Raw genomic sequence first — 18,954 nt, 5'->3', positions numbered from 1 at the left:
ATCCGATCAGAACAGGGTGCTGGCGGTCATCGCGAGGTGCTCGACGATCGGCCCGAGCGCGAGTGCCGGGAAGAAGGTGAGACCGCCGATGATCAGGATCACGCCGATGACGAGACCGACAAACAGTCCGCCGGTGGTCGGCAAGGTGCCGGCCGAAGCCGGGATCGACTTCTTCGCGGCCAATGATCCGGCCAGCGCCATGGCTGGCACGATCATGAAGAAGCGGCCGACGAACATCGAACTCGCCAGTGTGAGGTTGTAAAAGAAGGTGTTGCCGGTGAGCCCGCCGAAGGCCGAGCCGTTATTGCCGGTGGCCGAGGTGAAAGCGTAGAGCACCTCGGTGAAGCCATGCGGCCCGGCATTGGCCATGGAGGCCACGGCCGAGGGCAACACCACCGCCACCGCGGTCCAACCAAGATACATCAGCGGCAGGACGAGAATGGCGAGCATCGCCATCTTCACTTCACGCGCCTCGATCTTCTTGCCGACATATTCCGGTGTGCGGCCGACCATCAGACCGGCGACGAAGATTGCCAGCACGACGAACAGCAGCATGCCGTAGAGACCGGCACCAACACCGCCGACGATAATCTCGCCGAGCTGCATATTGATCAGCGGGATCATGCCGCCAATCGCTGTAAACGAGTCATGCATCGCATTGACCGCACCGCAGGATGCCGCCGTGGTGATGACCGCGAACAGGCTGGAGGCGACAATGCCAAAGCGCAGTTCCTTGCCTTCCATATTACCGCCGGTGAGGCCGAGTGCATTCAGGCCTGTGGTGCCCGAGGCTTCGGCGCCATAAGTGATGGCAACGCCGACAATGAACAGCACGCCCATCACGGCCAGAATCGCCCAGCCTTGCCTTGGGTTGCCGACCATGCGGCCGAACACATTGGTCATCGCCGCACCTAGCGCGAAGATCGAGATCATCTGGATGAAGTTCGACAGCGCCGTCGGGTTCTCGAACGGATGCGCCGCATTGGCGTTGAAGAAGCCGCCGCCATTGGTGCCGAGCATCTTGATGGCAACCTGCGACGCAACGGGGCCAACCGCGATGGTCTGCTTCGCACCTTCAAGCGTGGTCGCATCGACATAGGCGCCGAGCGTCTGCGGCATGCCCTGCCAGACCAGGAATAGCGTGTAGACGATGCAGATCGGCAGCAGCACATAGAGCGTGCAACGGGTAATATCGACCCAGAAATTACCGATGGTGCGCATCGACGACCGTGCGAAGCCGCGGATCAGTGCCACGGCCAATGCGATGCCGGCCGCCGCCGACAGGAAGTTATGTACCGTCAGACCCAGCATCTGGGTCAGATACGACATGGTGCTTTCGCCGCCGTAGTTCTGCCAGTTGGTGTTGGTGATGAAGGAGATCGCGGTGTTGAAGGAGAGATCTTCGGCGACCGCGGACTGCCCGGCAGGATTGAACGGCAGCACGGCCTGCAGCCGCATGATCGCGTAGAGACCGAGGAAGCCGACCACATGAAACAGCAGCATGGCAACCGTATAGGTCAGCCAGTGCTGCTCACGTTTCTCGTCGACGCCACCGATCCAGTACAGACCGGCTTCGACCGGCCGCAGAATCGGAGAGAGGAACGTACGCTCGCCGTTGAAGACTGATGTCATGTAGCCGCCGAGCGGCTTCACCAGCGCGAGAACCACCGCGCAGTACAGAGCAATTTGAATCCAGCCAATCATTGTCATGTCAGTTGACCTTTTGAGGTGCGCGCGCTCAGAACCGCTCGGGTCGCAGCAGCGCGTAAGTGAGGTAGATCAGCAATGCCGCGGACACGAAGCCGGCGAGCGTGTAATCGAAAATCATGATGCGCTCCTCACAGCCGCTCGCAGGCATAGGCGTAGCCCAGGGTGAGAATGAAAAAGCCGAGCCCGAGGGCCAGCATGACGGCGTCCAGCATGGAATGCTCCTGATGCAATGACTGCGGCGACACGGAGCAAACGGCTCTCGCGCCCGATGCACGATCAGGTGCCATTCAGGACGTAGGTTTTCGAGATGAGGCCAGCAGCGAACTTATAGGAATCTCATAAAGACGTGGCGGAGCGCGTGCGCGTGCGCCGCTAATCCTCGGGTGCTTATGCAGCCTTTATATCTTCGTGCCCGAAGCTGCCTCGTATTCAAATGACGGACTACGGATATTGCATGATGCGGTCTTCCGAAGATCGCGCTGTTCATGGAGACCCGTCATGTCGTTCATCTCGATTCAGCGAACGCCCCTTTCCGAAGCGCCATCCGAAACGGCTCCGCTTGACGCTACGAGTTTCACCGCGATCTGCCTCACCACCTGCAAGCGCCTGCCGGCAATGCGTCGCACAGCGGAGGCCCAGCGCCTCGATCGCCTGGTCGCTGCCGGCGCCTGGACCGATGCCGCGCTTGCCCTGATCGCGATCGAACTGCCGCGGTGGCAACTGCGTCGGCTCGCTTATGACGAAGGTGAATGGCATTGCGCTCTCTCGAACCAGCGTGACCTTCCTGACTGGCTGGACAGCGCCGTCGAGACGCATCACCCAGACATGGCGATGGCGATCTTGGATGCATTTCGCGCTGTCGTTAGCCGCGGAGGCACGCCGCATCTGACGCAAGTGCCGGTGCGCGCGATCCAACCCACCGATTCCGAGCCGATGCTGTGTGAGAATTACTCTTGAGCGAAGAGGGGCGGTGCGAAATGCTGTAGCTCGACCGCCGCGAACAGCCTTCCAAGAGTGAAGCTTTCGGCTATGCTCGGCACAAATTCGTGCCATGACAAGCCAGAGCAAAACGTGACAGCAGACAAACCGGCCTTCGTCGCGGTCGATTGGGGCACCAGCAGCTTTCGAGGCTGGTTGATGACCGCCGATGGCAGCGTGCTTGCGGAGACGCGCGGGCCTGAAGGCATGCTGCATTGCGCGGCTGCCGGCTTCGCTCCGGTGCTCGCTGATCATCTTGCCAAACTTGGCGGAATGCAGAACGTGCCTGTGTTGATCTGTGGTATGGCCGGCGCGCAACAGGGCTGGATCGAGGCGCCCTATCTGCACGCACCGACACGCCTCGACGCCTTGCACGACGGTGCGCAGCGTGTCGACACGCAAGGCGACGTGCGTATCCTACCCGGCATCGCGCAAGCCGACGCCGCGGCACCCGACGTCATGCGCGGCGAAGAGACGCAACTGCTCGGCGTGACCGAACCCGACTTCACCGGTCTGGTCTGCATTCCCGGCACCCATAGCAAATGGGTCTGGATCGACGCCGGCAGCGTGGTGTCATTCACGACCTATATGACCGGCGAGCTCTTTTCGGTCATCACTCAACACAGCATCCTGAAACACGCGGTGGATCACGACGCGCCGTCGCCCGCCGCGAATGACGCGTTCCGTGATGGCCTGCAACGCGCGCTCGATGCGCCGACGGGCCTCACCGCCTCGCTCTTCAGCCTGCGCGCGGCGCAACTGCTCGGTTTCCAGCAACAGGCGGATGGCGCTGCACGCCTGTCGGGCCTCCTGATCGGCACGGAAATCGCCGATGCCGGATCGCGCTATGGCACGCGGCATCCGGTGCGCCTGATCGGCGCCGGCGCGCTCAAGGATCTCTATGCGTCGGCGCTTGCAGCTGCCGGCTTCGAGGTCGCCATCGTTGATGCCGAACGCGCGTCGCAACACGGCCTGACCAAGGCCGCAATCCATCTGTGGGGAGCTCAGTTCACATGAACCAGCCAATCCGTTGGCCCACCGTGAAGCGTCCGCTCGTCGCCATCCTGCGCGGCGTGCAGCCCGACGAGGTGGAGAGCATCGTCGAGACGTTGATCGACACCGGCTTCGAGATGATTGAAGTACCGCTGAACTCGCCCGATCCGTTCGAATCCATCGCACGGATCTGCAAACGATTTGGCAGCGACACCCTGATCGGCGCCGGCACCGTCCTCACCGCGAATGACTGCGCCCGCGTCGCCGATGTCGGCGGGCGTCTGATGGTGAGCCCGAATGTCGATGTCGATGTGCTGGCGATGGCGGCGAGCTGCGGCATGGTCACGATGCCCGGCGTGTTCTCGCCGACCGAAGCTTTCCTCGCGTTGCGCGCCGGCGCGTCCGCCCTGAAATTCTTTCCGGCATCGATCCTCGGCCCGTCCGGCATCGCCGCCATTCGCGCGGTTCTGCCCAGGGATGCTGTGATCGGGGCTGTTGGTGGTGTTTCCGACCGGAATTTCGCGGACTATGTCGCCGCCGGCATACAGGCCTTCGGTCTTGGCAGCAGCCTGTATCGACCCGGAATGAGCGCTATCGAAGTGAAGGCGACCGCACAGGCCTCTGTCGCGGCCTATGATCAGGCGATGACCCGTTAGAAACAGGGTGCAATGTCTGTTCGCGGTTGGCGCGCGCTTCGCGGCGGCGGCAAGGCAGAAACACCTCCGCGCCCGCACGCATCGACCGCGCAGCCCCAAACTGTCAAATTCATTGAATTGCTCTGAATATCAGAGACTTAGGAGCACCGTGGTGCCCAGGAAAGGACTCGAACCTTCACGGCCGTTAAGCCACTGGCACCTGAAGCCAGCGCGTCTACCAATTCCGCCACCTGGGCACGTGCGAGGCACGTGGCGCGGTTAGTAGGGGGCCGTTACGCGCTTGTCAAATTGCTTCGTTCAATTCCAAATCCGCTGTACAGGCCTCGCGCGTTGGCGTATCGCGAATTGGTCTAAATTCCCCCGTTTTGCCCTTGCATGACTGACTCAAGGAACTGATCCATGGCTGCCCCCATCGACACCCTCGTTACGGTTTTCGGCGGATCCGGCTTCGTGGGACGCCATGTGGTCCGCGCGCTGGCCAAGCGCGAATACCGGATCAGGGTCGCCGTGCGTCGGCCGGAACTGGCCGGCCATCTGCAACCGCTTGGCCGTGTCGGACAGATCAATATCGTTCAGGCCAATTTGCGCCACCCCGCCTCGATCAAGGCCGCGATGCGCGACGCCAGCATCGTCGTCAATCTGGTGGGTATCCTGACCGAAAGCGGCGCGCAGACCTTTGATGCCGTGCAGGCGCGAGGCGCCGGCGCGGTCGCGCAGGCTGCCGCCGAGATCGGCGCGCGGATGGTGCAGTTTTCAGCCATCGGCGCCGATGCCGATTCTGAATCGGCCTATGCCCGTGCCAAGGCGGCCGGCGAGCAGGCCGTGCTGGCGGCTGTGCCTTCCGCGACCATCCTGCGCCCGTCGATCGTGTTCGGCCCCGAGGATCAGTTCACCAATCGATTTGCCAATCTCGCCCGGATGGCCCCGGTGATGCCGGTGTTCGGCGCCACGACCAAGATGCAGCCGGTCTATGTGGGCGATGTCGCCCAGGCTGCGGCCGATGCCGTCGACGGCAAGACCAGGCCGGGCGCCACCTATGAACTTGGCGGCCCGGAGGTGCTGACGATGAATGAGATCATCGAGATCATTCTGACCACCATCGAGCGCAAGCGCATGACGCTGCCGGTGCCGACGGCCATCGCCAAGCTGCAGTCCTATTTCCTGCAATTCGCCCCTGGCGACTTCAAGCTGACGCCGGATCAGGTCACCATGCTTGGTGTCGACAATGTGGTGTCGGAAGCCGCCAAGGCGGCCGGTCTAACGCTGGATGGCTTGGGTATTGCCGCTGATTCGCTGGAAGCGATTGCGCCACAATATCTCTGGCGCTTCCGCGCCACCGGTCAGTTCGCACATAACGGCATAAACTGACGATATCGTCCCCGCCTGGCACGCCGAAGGCGTGCGCGGAGCGGGGATGACAGCAGAGTGTTTGGCAAAATTCAGTAGCCCAGCGCCAGCGCGATCAGCCCGAGCGTACCGACGATCACGCGCCACCATGCGAACAACGCGAAGCCGTGGCGGGTCACGTAGCCGAGAAAGCTCTTCACCACGATGATCGCGGTGATGAACGACACCACGAAACCGATGGCGATGATCACGCCGTGATCGACCGAGAGATCGGCCCGGCTCTTGTAGAGATCGTAGACGAAGGCACCGACCATGGTCGGGATCGCCAGGAAGAACGAGAACTCCGCCGCTGCGCGCTTTTCAGCACCGAGCAGCATAGCGCCGACGATGGTCGCGCCGGAGCGCGACACGCCGGGAATCATCGCCACACATTGCGCCAGACCGATCTTCAGATACATCGGCAATGGAAACGTCGTGGCATCGTGATGCACGGGCTCAAGATCGAGCTGATCGACCCAGAGCAGGATCGCCCCGCCAACGATCAGCGAAAAACACACGACCCACGGATTGAACAAATAGCTTTTGACATAGCCGCCGGCAGCGGCGCCGATGATGGCAGCAGGCAGGAACGCGATCAGCACGCCGATCACGAACCGACGCGCCGCAGCGTCACCTTTGAACAGGTTCAGCGCGATATGCCACAACTTGCCGAAGTAAAGTGCAAGGATCGCCAGAATGGCGCCGAGCTGGATCAGCACGGCGAAGCTCTTCCAGAAATTGTCCTCGCCCAGATCGAAGAAGCGTTCCGCGAGCAGCAGATGCCCCGTTGAGGAAACCGGCAGGAACTCGGTGACACCCTCGACAATGCCGAGAATCACCGCCCTTATCGCATCAGACATCATCTGCTTATCTGTCCTTCGTCAGTGTGGGCCTGAAAAAGCCGGGTTCTTCTCGCCTATTCCCTTCATTGCTGCAATCGCAAATACCATCACATTCGCGGGTTGCCTCAGAGCCAAGCTTCGCTAGTTTGGCGCGCGCCGCGTGACACTTTTACCACCGACGCAACCGAGACGCTTTCTTAACGACCGCATAACTATCAAGGCCGGCATGTACACGCTTTACCATCACTCGTTCTGTCCGCATTCCCGCTTCATTCGTCTCGTACTCGGCGAATACGGACTCGATCTCACACTGGTGGACGAGCGGCCGTGGGATCGGCGCGAGGCATTTCTGGCGCTCAATCCTGCGGGAACTACGCCTGTGCTGCTCACCGACGGTTTCCCGCCCATTCCTGGCGCCGGGATCATCGCCGAATATATCGACGAGACCCATGGACCGGAGATGGGCGATCGTCGCCTGCTGCCTGTCGCGATGGCGGAACGCATCGAAGTGCGCCGGCTGATGGCGTGGTTCAACGAGAAATTCTTCGAGGAAGCGTCCGGCCCACTGGTCACCGAACGCATCTACAAGCGCTTCATGAGCGAAGAGGTCGGCGGCGGCGCCCCGGCGATGGATGTGATTCGCGCAGCCACCGCAAATGTGCGCTATCATCTGGCCTATATCGGCTGGCTGGCGCGGACACGCAATTTTCTGGCCGGTGACCGACTGACTTATGCGGATCTGGTCGCGGCAGCTCATCTGTCGGCGATCGACTATCTGGGCGATGTGCCATGGAGCGAGGACGACGCAGCGAAGGCGTGGTACGCGCGGGTGAAATCCCGTCCGTCGTTCCGACCACTGCTGAGCGAATGGCTGGCGGGCGTGCCGGCATCGCGGACCTATGTGGATCTCGATTTCTGAGCCCATCCGCTGACGACGACCGCGCCACGCTTCCCGCCGATCTCAAGGATAGGCTGACGCGCGAGGCGAAGGCGCTTGGCTTCGATTCAATCGGGATCACCGATCCGGACGCCATCGCCGGCGTGCGCGAGCGGCTGCAGGAATTTCTCAATGCCGGCGCCCATGGCGACATGGAGTGGCTCGCCGACAATCCGGACCGCCGCGCCGATCCCAAAGTGATGTGGCAGGACGTGCGCTCCGTCATCATGCTCGGCGTCAATTATGGACCCGACGAGAATCCGCTCGAGATCCTCAAGCACCGCTCACACGCCGCGATCTCGGTCTATGCCCGCGGCGACGACTATCATGACCTCATCAAGAAGCGCCTGAAGCTGCTGGCGCGCTGGCTGATCACGCAAGCCGGCGGCGATGTGAAAGTGTTTGTCGATACGGCTGCCGTGATGGAAAAGCCGCTCGCCGGCGCCGCAGGATTGGGCTGGCAGGGCAAGCATACCAATCTCGTCTCGCGCGAATTCGGCTCGTGGCTGTTTCTCGGCGCGATCTTCACCACGCTCGAACTGCCGCGCGATGCGCGCACCATCGATCACTGCGGCTCGTGCCAGGCCTGTCTCGACAGTTGCCCGACATCGGCCTTTCCGGCGCCTTACAAACTCGATGCGCGGCGCTGCATTTCCTATCTCACCATCGAGAACAAGGGGCCTATCCCGCACGAATTCCGCAAGCCCATGGGCAATCGCATCTATGGCTGCGATGATTGCCTCGCCGCCTGCCCGTGGAACAAATTCGCCCAGGAAGGCCGCGAGATCAAACTCGCCGCACGCGATGAGTTGCGCGCGCCGTCGCTGGCCGAACTTGCGAAGCTCGACGATGCGGCTTTCCGCACGTTCTTTACGAAGTCACCCGTGAAGCGTATCGGCCGCAACCGTTTCATCCGCAATGTGCTGATCGCCATCGGCAATTCAAACGACCTGTCGCTGATGGACGACGCGCAGCGACTGCTCGGCGATGAAAGCCCTATGGTCCGCGGGGCAGCAGTGTGGGCGTTGTCGCAACTGATGCCTGCGGATGCGTTTGCTGCATTGGCTGTGCAGTTCACCGAAGCCGAACAGGACGAGAGCGTCGGTAGCGAGTGGCGACTGGCGCTCAGTTCGTCAGGTGTCGCGCCATCTCCGGTCGCGCTTTGAGCGCTTCACCCTGCTTGGCGACGATCTTGGCGATGCGCTCCGGCGCGAAATGCAAATCGACGAAGGCCGGCGCCGTATTGGCCACTTCATGATAGCTCACGATCTTGCCGTCACGCAGCGTCATGATCGCAACGCCTTCGAACATCGCGCGGCCGCCATTGGCCTCCGGGAGTTTCGAGCGATAACTGAATGTATAGCGCGCATAGAGCGTGGTGCCGTCGCTGACGGGCGTGTGCATGTCCCAACGAAAATCTTCCGCGGTCCGATAGAACCAGTCGTCGACCATGTCGGCGATTTTCACGCGGCCTTCGAATGCGCCATAGAAGACGTCGTGATAGACGCCGTCCTCGGTGAACAGCGTAGCGAAGCTCTGGCCGTCACGCTGTTCAACGGCATCGCAAAATGCGCGCAAGAGTACCGTAGCGTCCATCCGAATTCCTCCCGCTGATTGATCGCTCTTTTCAGGCGAGCCTATTCAACGGTACGGGTGATGCAATCAAAACTCCGCCACAGCCGACAATAGTCGCGCAATGTCCTGCGGGCGCGACAGCCGATGGTCGCCGTCCTGGATCATGGTCAGCACGACATCCTCGCTCGGCAGCCGTTCGGCCAGCCGGAAAGCGTGCTGCCAGGGCACGTCGGGGTCCTGCCTGCCTTGCAAAATCCGCACGGGGCAACCGACATTGATCGCGCTGCCAAGCAGCAGGTGATTGCGCCCCTCTTCGATCAACCGCCGCGTGATCGGATAGGGCTCGCCATATTCCGACGGGCGCAGCCATTGACCGGTGGTCTCGATCTCCGCGCGGATTTCCGGCGAGAAGCCTTTCCACATCAGCTCTTCGGTGAAATCCGGCGCCGGCGCGATCAGCACCAGGCCCTTCAGCGTCGCGCGCCCCGCTTTGCTGCGTCGGGCCAGCGCGCGCGCCAGCAGGAGTGCCATCCAGCCGCCCATCGACGAGCCAATCACCACCTGCGGCCCCTGACAGGCCGCATCAAACACTGCGAGGCCATCCTCCAGCCATTGGCCGATGGTGCCATCGACGAAATCGCCGCCGGATTCGCCATGGCCGGAATAATCGAAACGCACACAGGCCCGGCCATGCTCGGCGGCCCAGGCATCGAGCGCCACCGCCTTGCCGCCCTGCATGTCGGATTTGAAGCCGCTCATCCAGAACAGGCCCGGAGCAGCGCCATCGCGGACCCGCATGGCGATCTGGCGGCGGCTACTGCCTGTACCTGCCGTGATGAAAGTGGGGTCGGTCGATACCGTTGTGCTCATCAAACCATCCTTGTTCGACCCTGAAATGCCGCTTGCTGTTTGATTGAGCAGGTCGGGATCGTCAACGTCCATACCCATCCCAGGGAACGTCCGCCTCGATGCCGCGTTGCGCTCCTGTCAACCACGGCTTGCAGAACGGGTCTGGGAACTCTATTTGACCCAAGTCAGCGGTGTACTGCGCCTATGGCCTTTCGCGTGACGAAATTGCCTCGTATTTGAGTGATTGACGCTGCGTTGCGTGAGTTTGCTTGCTCCAAACGCCTTATTCCTTCACACTGCGGCCTTCCTAAACAACATTGGAGAGTTACCCATTCGCCGTCCCAACAGAGCCCCGCCCGCCGCAACCAAAGACGGGCCGCGCACCAACGATGAAATTCGCAATCTGCAGATCCAGCTGATTGATCAGACCGGCCTCAACCACGGCACCGTGGAAACCATTGCTGCGATCAAGATGGCGATGGAAGCCGGTATGGATCTGGTCGAGATTTCGCCGAATGTGAGCCCCCCCGTCTGCAAGATCATGGACTACGGGAAGTTCAAGTATTCGGCGCAGAAGAAGGCCGCCGAGGCCCGCAAGAAGCAGAAGATCGTCGAAATCAAGGAGATCAAGCTCCGCCCGATGATCGATGATCATGACTACGACGTGAAAATGCGCGCGATGCAGCGCTTCTTCGAAGAAGGCGACAAGGTCAAAATCACCTTGCGCTATCGTGGCCGCGAAATGGCGCACCAAGAAATCGGCACCAAGCTGCTCGACAAGGTCAAAGCAGACGTCGCCGAATACGCCAAGGTGGAGCAGGACGCGCGCTTCGAAGGTCGTCAAGTGGTGATGGTGCTCGCACCGCGCTGATCACAGCGCCAACTGACCTTAACGAGGTTGGTAATCAGGAATTTCGGCCCGTCAGATTTCTGGCGGGCCTTTTTTCTTTGGGAGTATTCGGAGATCGTTTGGAGCTGGACGGCTCAGCCCGAAATGAGGGCGAGTGCACCGGCCAGCGCGAGAGCCGCGGCGAGGCCAGCGGCTGCGAACATCCAGCGGGTGGCGGTCTGAGCAGCAGCATCTTGCTGGATGGCAACCGCCCTTGCGGCGGCACGTGCATTCCGGGCCATTGTCGTCGTCCCTCTGTTTCTCTGGTCCGGATCACATAGGCATCCGGGGCGCGTCGGACCAGTCTGAAGCCATGCGCTAAACAGAGTGTTGAGCCGCGTTAATCGTTGCCATCGGAGCATTCCTCTGCCATAAGCGCAACCTTCGTCGCCCGGCTGATTAAGGGCTGCCGTGTCGATGACTGTGCTGACTTTCCGCAAACGGCGGTTAGTTGAGCATTTTCAACGCTCTAACGAGCATTTTAGCCGACGCAACGCCTTTCGGGGCGCTTTCTGCGTGGCCATAGGAGAGCCAAATGCCCAAGCTGAAGACCAAGTCGGGCGCTAAAAAGCGCTTTAAAGTCACCGGAACGGGTAAGGTCATGGCCGCCCATGCCGGTAAGCGCCACGGTATGATCAAGCGGACGAAGAAGCAGATTCGTCAGCTCCGCGGCACCCGCGTGCTGTTCAAGACCGACGGCGACAACATCAAGCAGTACTTTCTGCCAAACGCCTGATCGCCCTTACGCCGCTTCATTGCGGCGGATATCACCCCTTTTGTTATTTCAGATGAAGGAGATCAGTCATGGCTCGCGTAAAACGCGGTGTGACGGCTCACGCCAAGCATAAGAAAGTCTACAAGGCCGCCAAGGGTTTCCGCGGTCGCCGCAAGAACACCATTCGCGCCGCAAAGGCTGCCGTCGACAAGGCCGGCCAATATGCGTTCCGCGATCGCAAGCGCAAGAAGCGTACGTTCCGCGCGCTCTGGATCCAGCGTCTCAACGCTGCCGTCCGTCCGCTCGGCATGACCTACAGCGTGTTTATCAACGGTCTCGCCAAGTCCGGCGTGACGGTCGACCGCAAGGTGCTCTCGGATCTCGCGATCAACGAGCCGGCGGCGTTCAACGCGATTGCTGAGAAGGCCAAAGCTGCACTCGCAGCCTAAGCCAGCAAAGGCCGCACTGGCGGCCTGAGCTCTCCACTCCGCGTATTCATCGACATTGTCATGGCCGGGCAGAAGCGTTCACGCGCTCCTGTCCCGGCCATTGACGTCTTAATCCCTGTGATACCCGTGCTGTAGAAGCTGGTGCCCGGCCTTCCGTCGGACGCGCAGACAGCAAGAGGCGCCCGCCTCTCTCATCGAGGTTGCTGATGTCCGATCTGACGACGCTCCAACAGACTATTCTGGCCGATATTGCCAATGCCTCCGACGAAGCCGCCCTGGAAGCCGTGCGCGTCGGCGCGCTCGGCAAGAAGGGTTCGATCTCCGCGCTGTTGTCGACTCTCGGCAAGATGACGCCGGAAGAACGCAAGACCGAAGGCGCGGCCATCAACCTGGCCAAGGACACCGTCACGCAAGCGCTGACCGCGCGCCGCGATGTGTTGAAATCCGCAGCCCTCGATGCACGTCTCGCTTCCGAGACCATCGACGTGACGCTGCCGCTGCGCGATGGCCCCGCTGAGCTCGGCCGCATTCATCCACTCAGCCAGACATGGGACGAATTGACGACGATCTTCGCCGATATGGGCTTCGCCGTCGCCGAAGGTCCGGACATCGAGACCGACGACTACAACTTCACCAAACTGAACTTCCCCGAGGGCCACCCTGCCCGCGAGATGCACGACACCTTCTACTTCAATCCGAAGGAAGACGGCTCGCGCCTGCTGCTGCGCACGCATACGTCACCGGTGCAGGTGCGCACCATGCTGAGCCAGCAGCCGCCGATCCGCGTGATCTGTCCGGGCCGCACCTATCGCAGCGACTCTGACCAGACCCACACGCCGATGTTCCATCAGGTCGAAGGTCTCGTCATCGACAAGGGTTCGCATCTCGGCCACCTCAAATGGATCCTGCACGAATTCTGCAAGGCTTTCTTCGAAGTCGATAACGTCAATATGCGCTTCCGTCCGTCGTTCTTCCCGTTCACGGAGCCGTCGCTGGAAGTCGATATCCAGTGTCGCCGCGACAAGAACGAGATCCGTTTCGGCGAGGGAGAAGATTGGCTCGAGATTCTCGGCTGCGGCATGGTGCATCCGAATGTGCTGCGCGCCTGCGGCATCGATCCCGACGTGTATCAGGGTTTCGCCTGGGGCATGGGCATCGATCGTATCGCGATGCTGAAATACGGCATGGCCGACCTGCGTCAGCTCTTCGAGGGCGACGTGCGCTGGCTCAATCACTATGGCTTCAAGCCGCTTGAAGTACCGACGCTGGCCGGAGGACTGAGCACGTGAAATTCTCCCTCTCCTGGCTGAAGGATCATCTCGAGACCGACGAGTCGCTCGAGACGCTGACCGACAAGCTCACCATGATCGGGCTCGAGGTCGAACATATCGACGATAAGGCGAAGCTGCTGAAGCCGTTCACGATCGCCGAGATCGTCACAGCCGTGCAACATCCCAATGCAGATCGGCTGCGCGTCTGCACCGTCAATGCCGGCGATGACAAGCCGCTGCAGATCGTCTGCGGGGCGCCGAATGCGCGCGCGGGACTGAAGACCGTCCTTGCAAGGCCCGGAACTTATATTCCAGGCAAGGATTTCACCATCGGCCTCGGCAATATCCGCGGCGTCGAAAGCCAGGGCATGATATGCTCGGCCGGTGAACTCGGACTCCCCGACAATATCGATGGCATCATCGAGCTGCCGGCCGATGCGCCGGTCGGCGCGATTTACCCCGACTGGGCCAAGCTCGGCGATCCCGTCATAGAAATCAACCTGACGCCTAATCGTCAGGATTGCACTGGTGTGTCCGGCATCGCCAGGGATCTCGCCGCGGCCGATATGGGCGTGTTCAAGAATCCCGGCATCAAGCCGATCAAGGGCGAATTCCCCTGCCCAGTGAAAGTCACGGTCGAAGACGCCAAGCTGTGCCCCGGCTTCGCGCTACGTCTCGTGCGCGGCGTCAAGAACGGCCCGTCGCCGGAGTGGCTGCAGAAGAAGCTGACCTCCATCGGCCTGCGCCCGATCAATGCGCTGGTCGACATCACTAACTTCCTGACTTTCGACCGCGCCCGTCCGCTGCATGTGTTCGACGCCGCCAAGGTGAAGGGCGATATCGTGGTACGCCGTGCCCGTGACGGCGAAACACTGCTCGCGCTGGATGGCAAGACCTACACGCTCGACAGCAAGGCCTGCGTCATCGCCGACGACAATGGTGTCGAGTCGCTCGCCGGCATCATGGGCGGCGAAGCGTCGGGCTGTTCGGAAGACACCACCGATGTACTGATCGAATCCGCGCTGTGGAACGAGATCAATATCGCGCAGACCGGCCGCAGGCTCGGGATCAATTCCGACGCGCGTTATCGGTTCGAGCGCGGCGTCGATCCGGTCTTCATGGTGCCCGGTCTCGAACTGGCAACCAAGCTGGTGATGGAACTGTGCGGCGGCGCACCGTCGGAGAGCATCGTCGTTGGCAAGCCCTACGGCGACGACCGTATCATCGACTTCCCGATTGCCGAGGTGAAGCGCCTCGCCGCCATCGACGTGCCATTCCCGGAGATGCGACGCATCCTGACGCATCTCGGCTTCATGGTGGCCGGCAGCGGCCCCGTGGTGAAGGTCGCAGTGCCGTCATGGCGTAGCGACGTGACCGGCAAGGCCGACATCGTCGAAGAAGTCATGCGCATCTTCGGCGTCGACAAGGTGCCGATGACGCCATTCCCGCGCGGCGATGCCCCGCGCAAGCCGGTACTGACGCAGATCCAGCAGCGCACCCGCCGCGCCAAGCGTGGACTGGCCGCGCGCGGCCTCGTCGAGGCCGTGACATGGTCGTTCATTTCGAAGCCGCATGCCGAGGTGTTCGGCGGCGGCGCGCCGGAACTGGCGCTGGCCAACCCGATCGCCTCCGACCTCTCCGACATGCGGCCGAGCCTGTTGCCCGGACTGATCGCAGCCGCTCAGGCCAATGCGCATCGCGGTTCGTCCGACCTCGCGCTGTTCGAAGTCGGCCAGATCTTTCGCGGCGATCGCCCGCAAGATCAGTTCATGGCTGCATCCGGCGTGCGGCGTGGCCTCGCCTCGTCGGCTGGCAACGGCCGTCATTGGTCAGGCGCCAGCGCTGCGAACGCACTCGACGCCAAGGCCGATGCCTTTGCAGTTCTCGCAGCCGCAGGTGCACCGATGCAGGCGCTGCAGATCGTCGCCGGTGGCGCGAACTGGCTGCATCCCGGCCGTTCGGGTACGATCCAGATCGGACCGCAGAACGTCCTCGGTTATTTCGGCGAGTTGCACCCGCGCACGCTCGAAGCACTCGGTGCCGACGGCCCGTTGATGGCGTTCGAAGTGATCCTCGATCGCATTCCCGACGCCAAGCAGAAGGCGACCCGCGCCAAACCGACTTTGGAGCTCTCGGCGTTCCAGCCTGTGTCACGCGACTTCGCCTTCATCGTCGATCGCAAGATCAGGTCCGGTGACATCCTCCGTGCGGCAGCCGGCGTGGACAAGAAGCTGGTCACCGATGTGACGGTGTTCGACGTCTATGAAGGCAAGGGCATCGACGACGACAAGAAGTCCGTCGCCATCGCCGTGACCATGCAGCCGCGCGAGAAGACCCTGACCGATCAGGAAATTGATGCGGTGACAGCGAAGATCGTGGCGGAAGTAACGAAGAAGACGGGCGGCACGTTACGCGCATGATGGAATCACTCGGCCTGGTCCAATATTCGACCACGTCGCTCGTTTTTATCACCGTCACCGCCTTCATCGCCGGACTGGCCCGCGGGTTTTCGGGCTTCGGTTCGGCGCTGATCTTCATGCCGCTCGCCTCAAGCGTGGCGGGCGCGCAGGTCGCGTCGCCCTTGCTGCTGCTGATCGACTTCTCGACCACGCTGACGCTGATCCCGAACGCCGCAAGACGAGCCGACAGGCGCGACGTCAGCATCATTTCGCTGGGCGCACTTATTGGCGTGCCACTTGGCACGATGGCGTTGGCCTGGGCCGATCCGCTGACGGTTCGCTGGGGCATCGTCGCACTGATCGTCACGATGCTGACGCTACTGATCTCCGGCTGGCGCTATCCCGGTAAGCCGACCGTTCCGGTGACGGTCAGTGTCGGCGGCGTCGCCGGCTTTTTTGGTGGCTTGGCGCAACTCGGCGGCCCGCCGATAGTGATGTATTGGCTGCGAGACGCCGCAGTCGCTGCCGTCACCCGCGCAAATATCATCCTGTATTTCGCGGTCGCAGACGTCTTGATCATCATCAGCTATACGATCGGCGGATTGTGGAGTTCCGCCATTCTCGGCCTCGCGGTGATTACCGGACCACTGTTCGGTCTCGGCCTCTGGCTCGGCTCGAAACTGTTCGGCAAGGCCAGCGACGAGCTGTTCCGCAAGATCTGCTACGCGCTAATCGCCGTCTCGGCGCTGATCAGCCTACCGCTGTTCGACGGGATATTTCACTGACGCTTGCGTGACTTGCGGCGCCAGCCGGCGCGGCGCTAGGGTCTCTCCAATTCAAGAACAACGGGAGAAGACCATGATCGATCGCCGCGACGTGCTGAAGTTTGCCGCTGCCGGCGCTCTGGTCTTCGCGGCGCGCCCCGTGCTGGCGCAGACGCCGGCAAAACCGCGCACCAGGATCATATTTCTCGGCACCAAAGGCGGCCCGCGCGTCGGCGTCGGTGCATCCAATCCCGCCAACCTCGTTGTGGTCAACGACACGCCATTCGTGATCGATTGCGGCATGGGCGTCAGCCGGCAACTGGTCAATGCCGGCGTGCCGCTTCCCTCGGTGAAGTATATCTTCATCAGCCACCACCATTCCGATCACAATCTGGAATACGGCAACTTGTTCTACAATGCTTGGGCCGCAGGCCTCTCGACGCCGATCCACTCGTTTGGTCCCAAGGGCATCGAGGCAATGACCCGGGCTTACTGGGAGTTGAACAAATTCGACGTTGATACCCGTATCGAAGATGAAGGCCGCCCCGATCCGCGGCCGTTGCTCGTTGCCAAGGATATCACCGAGTATGGCGTTGTGCTGCAGACCGCCGACGTCAAGGTGACAGCGTTTCGCACTCCGCATCCGCCGATCGTCGACAGCTTCGCCTACAAATTCGAGACGCCCGACGGCGTCATCGTGTTCTCCAGCGACACCGCCTACAACCCGAGGCTAGCAGAGTTCGCCAAGGGAGCGGACGTGCTGGTGCATGAGGCACTTTACGTGCCCGCTGTTGACCGGCTGGTGATCAAGACGAAGAACGGCGCGACGCTGAAAAAACATTTGATGGAAAGCCATACCACCACCGAGGATGTCGGCCGCATCGCCGCCGCGGCTGGCGTGAAGGTGCTGGTGCTCAGCCACTTCGTGCCGGGCGACGATCCCGAAGTCACCGACGAGGACTGGATCTCGGGCGTGCGAAAGAATTTTTCCGGCAAGATCATCGTGGCCAAAGATCTGATGCAGCTGGCGCTACCGGTGTAGCGCCAATAGCAGCCTCACGTCGCGGCTACTCCAACCCCGCTCCGCTCGACCGCTGCCGCCGCTGCTTCGTCCGCACCGGCTTGTCTGGTTCCGGCTCTTTCATTGCGCCGATCTTCTTGAGCGCCGCCTCTGCTGCGCGCTCGCCGCTTTCCCATGCGCCATCGACGGTGCCCCACAATGTTTCATGCGTGGCTTCGCCGGCAAGGAACAGATTGCCCATAGGCTCAGCCAATACGCGGCGCGAGGCCTGGCCACCCGGTGCGGCCCCCGACATGGCTCCGAGCACGAATGGCATCGTATCCCAGCGCGTCGTTGCAGAACGCTTGATCGCCGGTTTGATATCGGAGCCGAACAGCTTCGTCAGCCATTCAACGGCGAAAGCCACCATCGCGGCCTCGCCCTGAGTTGCAAGGTCGCGGCCGAATGCGCCCGCGACATCGACGGTACACAGCGATGACCCGCCAATATTCGCAAACAGTGCACCGGTACGTGTGCTCGTGCTTTGCTCGACCATCAGCTCATCGCGACCCAGCCCGAGCGGATTGCCAGTAAACTGTAGCGCGATACGGTCATAGCTGCCGAGGCTGAGTTTTGCCGCCGCGTCGAGCTGCCGCTTTGGCAGTTCCGGCGTGAACTTGATTGTCCCCGACGACAACACATTGCTTGATGCGGTGATGATCACCGCCCGCGCCGCAATGCGCCCTGACGCCGTCTCAACGCCGATGTCGCGTCCGCTCCAGGTCACGCGCGTCGCAGGGGTCGACAGCGCCACCGGAACGGCCTCGCCGAGCTTGCCCATCAACGCCCCGAGCCCCTGGCGCGTGGCAACATCGATGGCGCGATCCTGCGCGCGCGAGAGATCCAGCGTCGAGAGATCCTTGAGGTCCTTGCCGGTCGCATAGGCCCCGAGCACGAAATCGATCGTGCCCGCCCAGTCCCCGAGATCCTTCGGCAGCGCCGCGGCGCAGGAGATGTCGGCACGGCGCGCTGCTTCGTCGATGGCGCGATTGGCCCGCACGACCGCAGCGAGCAATTCCTCGGTCTCGCCGGCGCGGGCATTGCGACGGCCGATACGCAGCTTCTGGCTCGGCGGCGATGGCGCGACATCAATTCCCACCGGCCGGGCAAGCTTCACCACTGCGTTGGTTTCCGGCGTGTGCAGCCAGCGCGCGCCGCGATCGAACGGGGCGTCGAAACTTGTCGCGTCTGTCATGCACCGTCCGCCAATCCGGCTGGAGGCCTCGACCACGATCACCTTGCGATTGGCCGCCTGGATACGACGCGCCGCAGCGATGCCCGCAGCGCCCGCGCCAATCACGACAATGTCAGCATCCCGCGGCAGCGACGCGGCCAATGTCCTTGCACCGAACAGCGGCACAAGTGTCAATGCTGCGGACGCCGACAGGAAATCTCGGCGTGAAATCGTCATGACATGGTTTCCGAAATTTTATGATGCATGAGAACGTCTCGCGAACCTTGCCGTATTCGAGGGTGTGCGG

The 18,954-nt window shown here is 61.9% G+C and carries 20 protein-coding genes and 1 tRNA gene; 13 read left to right on the top strand and 8 right to left on the bottom strand.

Annotated features, from left to right (window positions below):
• Window positions 1-6 precede the first annotated feature (6 nt).
• Together kdpA and AB8A50_RS21665 are read right to left on the bottom strand one after the other, a co-directional pair.
• Window positions 7-1,710, bottom strand: coding sequence for a potassium-transporting ATPase subunit KdpA (kdpA, locus tag AB8A50_RS21670; protein WP_175369386.1), 1,704 nt, complete (start codon window positions 1,708-1,710; stop codon window positions 7-9).
• Window positions 1,711-1,738: 28 nt separating this feature from the next.
• Window positions 1,739-1,828 (bottom strand): K(+)-transporting ATPase subunit F, encoded by a 90-nt coding sequence (locus AB8A50_RS21665; RefSeq protein WP_081421711.1) that lies wholly within the window; start codon window positions 1,826-1,828, stop codon window positions 1,739-1,741.
• Between the two features lie 380 nt (window positions 1,829-2,208).
• Between AB8A50_RS21665 and AB8A50_RS21660 the strand changes: the two genes are divergently transcribed.
• The 3 genes from AB8A50_RS21660 to AB8A50_RS21650 all read left to right on the top strand — a co-directional run bounded on the left by AB8A50_RS21660 (window position 2,209) and on the right by AB8A50_RS21650 (window position 4,337).
• Window positions 2,209-2,667, top strand: a complete 459-nt coding sequence (locus AB8A50_RS21660; RefSeq protein WP_439078864.1) for a hypothetical protein — start codon at window positions 2,209-2,211, stop codon at window positions 2,665-2,667.
• Window positions 2,668-2,781: 114 nt separating this feature from the next.
• Window positions 2,782-3,705, top strand: coding sequence for a 2-dehydro-3-deoxygalactonokinase (locus AB8A50_RS21655; RefSeq protein WP_439078863.1), 924 nt, complete (start codon window positions 2,782-2,784; stop codon window positions 3,703-3,705).
• A complete protein-coding gene (locus AB8A50_RS21650) occupies window positions 3,702-4,337 on the top strand; it encodes a 2-dehydro-3-deoxy-6-phosphogalactonate aldolase (RefSeq protein WP_439078862.1) in 636 nt (211 codons plus the stop codon). The genes AB8A50_RS21655 and AB8A50_RS21650 overlap by 4 nt, the downstream gene beginning before the upstream one ends.
• A 149-nt stretch (window positions 4,338-4,486) precedes the next feature.
• Here AB8A50_RS21650 and AB8A50_RS21645 read toward each other — a convergent pair.
• Window positions 4,487-4,573, bottom strand: a tRNA-Leu gene (locus AB8A50_RS21645).
• Between the two features lie 163 nt (window positions 4,574-4,736).
• Here AB8A50_RS21645 and AB8A50_RS21640 point away from each other — a divergent pair.
• The gene (locus AB8A50_RS21640) at window positions 4,737-5,705 is read left to right on the top strand and encodes a complex I NDUFA9 subunit family protein (RefSeq protein WP_439078861.1); all 969 of its coding nucleotides are present in this window, start codon (window positions 4,737-4,739) and stop codon (window positions 5,703-5,705) included.
• A gap of 71 nt (window positions 5,706-5,776) precedes the next feature.
• Here the strand turns inward: AB8A50_RS21640 and AB8A50_RS21635 are convergent, their stop codons facing one another.
• Entirely contained in the window at window positions 5,777-6,586 is an 810-nt protein-coding gene (locus AB8A50_RS21635) for an undecaprenyl-diphosphate phosphatase (RefSeq protein WP_170849629.1), read from the bottom strand.
• 205 nt (window positions 6,587-6,791) lie between these two features.
• On the opposite strand from AB8A50_RS21635, the gene AB8A50_RS21630 reads away from it, so the two are divergent.
• Both AB8A50_RS21630 and queG read left to right on the top strand, forming a co-directional pair.
• Window positions 6,792-7,484 (top strand): glutathione S-transferase family protein, encoded by a 693-nt coding sequence (locus tag AB8A50_RS21630; protein WP_068730287.1) that lies wholly within the window; start codon window positions 6,792-6,794, stop codon window positions 7,482-7,484.
• Window positions 7,433-8,668, top strand: coding sequence for a tRNA epoxyqueuosine(34) reductase QueG (queG, locus tag AB8A50_RS21625; RefSeq protein WP_439078860.1), 1,236 nt, complete (start codon window positions 7,433-7,435; stop codon window positions 8,666-8,668). Before AB8A50_RS21630 ends, queG begins: the two co-directional genes overlap by 52 nt.
• Here queG and AB8A50_RS21620 read toward each other — a convergent pair.
• Both AB8A50_RS21620 and AB8A50_RS21615 read right to left on the bottom strand, forming a co-directional pair.
• Window positions 8,628-9,098 (bottom strand): nuclear transport factor 2 family protein, encoded by a 471-nt coding sequence (locus tag AB8A50_RS21620; protein ID WP_439078859.1) that lies wholly within the window; start codon window positions 9,096-9,098, stop codon window positions 8,628-8,630. The two genes, queG and AB8A50_RS21620, sit on opposite strands and share 41 nt — an antisense overlap.
• A gap of 66 nt (window positions 9,099-9,164) precedes the next feature.
• Window positions 9,165-9,947: an alpha/beta hydrolase gene (locus AB8A50_RS21615; RefSeq protein WP_439078858.1), complete on the bottom strand. Its 783-nt coding sequence runs from the start codon at window positions 9,945-9,947 to the stop codon at window positions 9,165-9,167.
• Between the two features lie 310 nt (window positions 9,948-10,257).
• On the opposite strand from AB8A50_RS21615, the gene infC reads away from it, so the two are divergent.
• On the top strand, window positions 10,258-10,797 hold the full coding sequence (gene infC / locus AB8A50_RS21610; protein ID WP_086936983.1) for a translation initiation factor IF-3: 540 nt from the start codon (window positions 10,258-10,260) through the stop codon (window positions 10,795-10,797).
• 113 nt (window positions 10,798-10,910) lie between these two features.
• On the opposite strand, the gene AB8A50_RS21605 is transcribed toward infC, so the two are convergent.
• Window positions 10,911-11,057, bottom strand: coding sequence for a hypothetical protein (locus tag AB8A50_RS21605; RefSeq protein WP_176454502.1), 147 nt, complete (start codon window positions 11,055-11,057; stop codon window positions 10,911-10,913).
• A 293-nt stretch (window positions 11,058-11,350) separates the two neighbouring features.
• Between AB8A50_RS21605 and rpmI the strand changes: the two genes are divergently transcribed.
• The 6 genes from rpmI (at window position 11,351) to AB8A50_RS21575 (ending at window position 17,455) form a co-directional block, all read left to right on the top strand.
• Window positions 11,351-11,551 (top strand): 50S ribosomal protein L35, encoded by a 201-nt coding sequence (rpmI, locus tag AB8A50_RS21600; RefSeq protein ID WP_068730283.1) that lies wholly within the window; start codon window positions 11,351-11,353, stop codon window positions 11,549-11,551.
• Between the two features lie 68 nt (window positions 11,552-11,619).
• Window positions 11,620-11,979, top strand: coding sequence for a 50S ribosomal protein L20 (rplT, locus tag AB8A50_RS21595; protein ID WP_068730282.1), 360 nt, complete (start codon window positions 11,620-11,622; stop codon window positions 11,977-11,979).
• Between the two features lie 206 nt (window positions 11,980-12,185).
• Window positions 12,186-13,268 carry a phenylalanine--tRNA ligase subunit alpha gene (gene pheS, locus AB8A50_RS21590; protein WP_089263024.1) on the top strand — a complete coding sequence of 361 codons (1,083 nt, stop codon included), beginning with the start codon at window positions 12,186-12,188 and terminating at the stop codon, window positions 13,266-13,268.
• Window positions 13,265-15,670, top strand: a complete 2,406-nt coding sequence (gene pheT / locus AB8A50_RS21585) for a phenylalanine--tRNA ligase subunit beta (protein WP_439078857.1) — start codon at window positions 13,265-13,267, stop codon at window positions 15,668-15,670. The genes pheS and pheT overlap by 4 nt, the downstream gene beginning before the upstream one ends.
• Entirely contained in the window at window positions 15,667-16,434 is a 768-nt protein-coding gene (locus AB8A50_RS21580) for a TSUP family transporter (protein ID WP_439074113.1), read from the top strand. The genes pheT and AB8A50_RS21580 overlap by 4 nt, the downstream gene beginning before the upstream one ends.
• Window positions 16,435-16,507: 73 nt before the next feature.
• Entirely contained in the window at window positions 16,508-17,455 is a 948-nt protein-coding gene (locus AB8A50_RS21575) for an MBL fold metallo-hydrolase (RefSeq protein ID WP_439078856.1), read from the top strand.
• A 25-nt stretch (window positions 17,456-17,480) separates the two neighbouring features.
• Here AB8A50_RS21575 and AB8A50_RS21570 read toward each other — a convergent pair whose 3' ends face one another.
• Entirely contained in the window at window positions 17,481-18,884 is a 1,404-nt protein-coding gene (locus AB8A50_RS21570) for a flavin monoamine oxidase family protein (RefSeq protein WP_120287708.1), read from the bottom strand.
• Window positions 18,885-18,954: the final 70 nt, after the last annotated feature.

Origin of the sequence: Tardiphaga sp. 841_E9_N1_2 (assembly GCF_051811065.1) — a bacterium.
Classification (GTDB): domain Bacteria; phylum Pseudomonadota; class Alphaproteobacteria; order Rhizobiales; family Xanthobacteraceae; genus Tardiphaga; species Tardiphaga robiniae.
Note: the sequence above shows the minus strand (reverse complement) of the source record. Positions and strands in the feature narration are given on the sequence as shown.

Bases quoted from the DNA above. Each gene is read 5' to 3' on its own strand.
- kdpA (WP_175369386.1), bottom strand. From the start codon at position 1,710: ATGACAATGATTGGCTGGATTCAAATTGCTCTGTACTGCGCGGTGGTT.
- AB8A50_RS21665 (WP_081421711.1), bottom strand. From the start codon at position 1,828: ATGATTTTCGATTACACGCTCGCCGGCTTCGTGTCCGCGGCATTGCTG.
- AB8A50_RS21660 (WP_439078864.1), top strand. From the start codon at position 2,209: ATGTCGTTCATCTCGATTCAGCGAACGCCCCTTTCCGAAGCGCCATCC.
- AB8A50_RS21650 (WP_439078862.1), top strand. From the start codon at position 3,702: ATGAACCAGCCAATCCGTTGGCCCACCGTGAAGCGTCCGCTCGTCGCC.
- AB8A50_RS21640 (WP_439078861.1), top strand. From the start codon at position 4,737: ATGGCTGCCCCCATCGACACCCTCGTTACGGTTTTCGGCGGATCCGGC.
- AB8A50_RS21635 (WP_170849629.1), bottom strand. From the start codon at position 6,586: ATGATGTCTGATGCGATAAGGGCGGTGATTCTCGGCATTGTCGAGGGT.
- AB8A50_RS21630 (WP_068730287.1), top strand. From the start codon at position 6,792: ATGTACACGCTTTACCATCACTCGTTCTGTCCGCATTCCCGCTTCATT.
- queG (WP_439078860.1), top strand. From the start codon at position 7,433: ATGGCTGGCGGGCGTGCCGGCATCGCGGACCTATGTGGATCTCGATTT.
- AB8A50_RS21620 (WP_439078859.1), bottom strand. From the start codon at position 9,098: ATGGACGCTACGGTACTCTTGCGCGCATTTTGCGATGCCGTTGAACAG.
- AB8A50_RS21615 (WP_439078858.1), bottom strand. From the start codon at position 9,947: ATGAGCACAACGGTATCGACCGACCCCACTTTCATCACGGCAGGTACA.
- AB8A50_RS21605 (WP_176454502.1), bottom strand. From the start codon at position 11,057: ATGGCCCGGAATGCACGTGCCGCCGCAAGGGCGGTTGCCATCCAGCAA.
- rpmI (WP_068730283.1), top strand. From the start codon at position 11,351: ATGCCCAAGCTGAAGACCAAGTCGGGCGCTAAAAAGCGCTTTAAAGTC.
- rplT (WP_068730282.1), top strand. From the start codon at position 11,620: ATGGCTCGCGTAAAACGCGGTGTGACGGCTCACGCCAAGCATAAGAAA.
- pheS (WP_089263024.1), top strand. From the start codon at position 12,186: ATGTCCGATCTGACGACGCTCCAACAGACTATTCTGGCCGATATTGCC.
- AB8A50_RS21580 (WP_439074113.1), top strand. From the start codon at position 15,667: ATGATGGAATCACTCGGCCTGGTCCAATATTCGACCACGTCGCTCGTT.
- AB8A50_RS21575 (WP_439078856.1), top strand. From the start codon at position 16,508: ATGATCGATCGCCGCGACGTGCTGAAGTTTGCCGCTGCCGGCGCTCTG.
- AB8A50_RS21570 (WP_120287708.1), bottom strand. From the start codon at position 18,884: ATGACGATTTCACGCCGAGATTTCCTGTCGGCGTCCGCAGCATTGACA.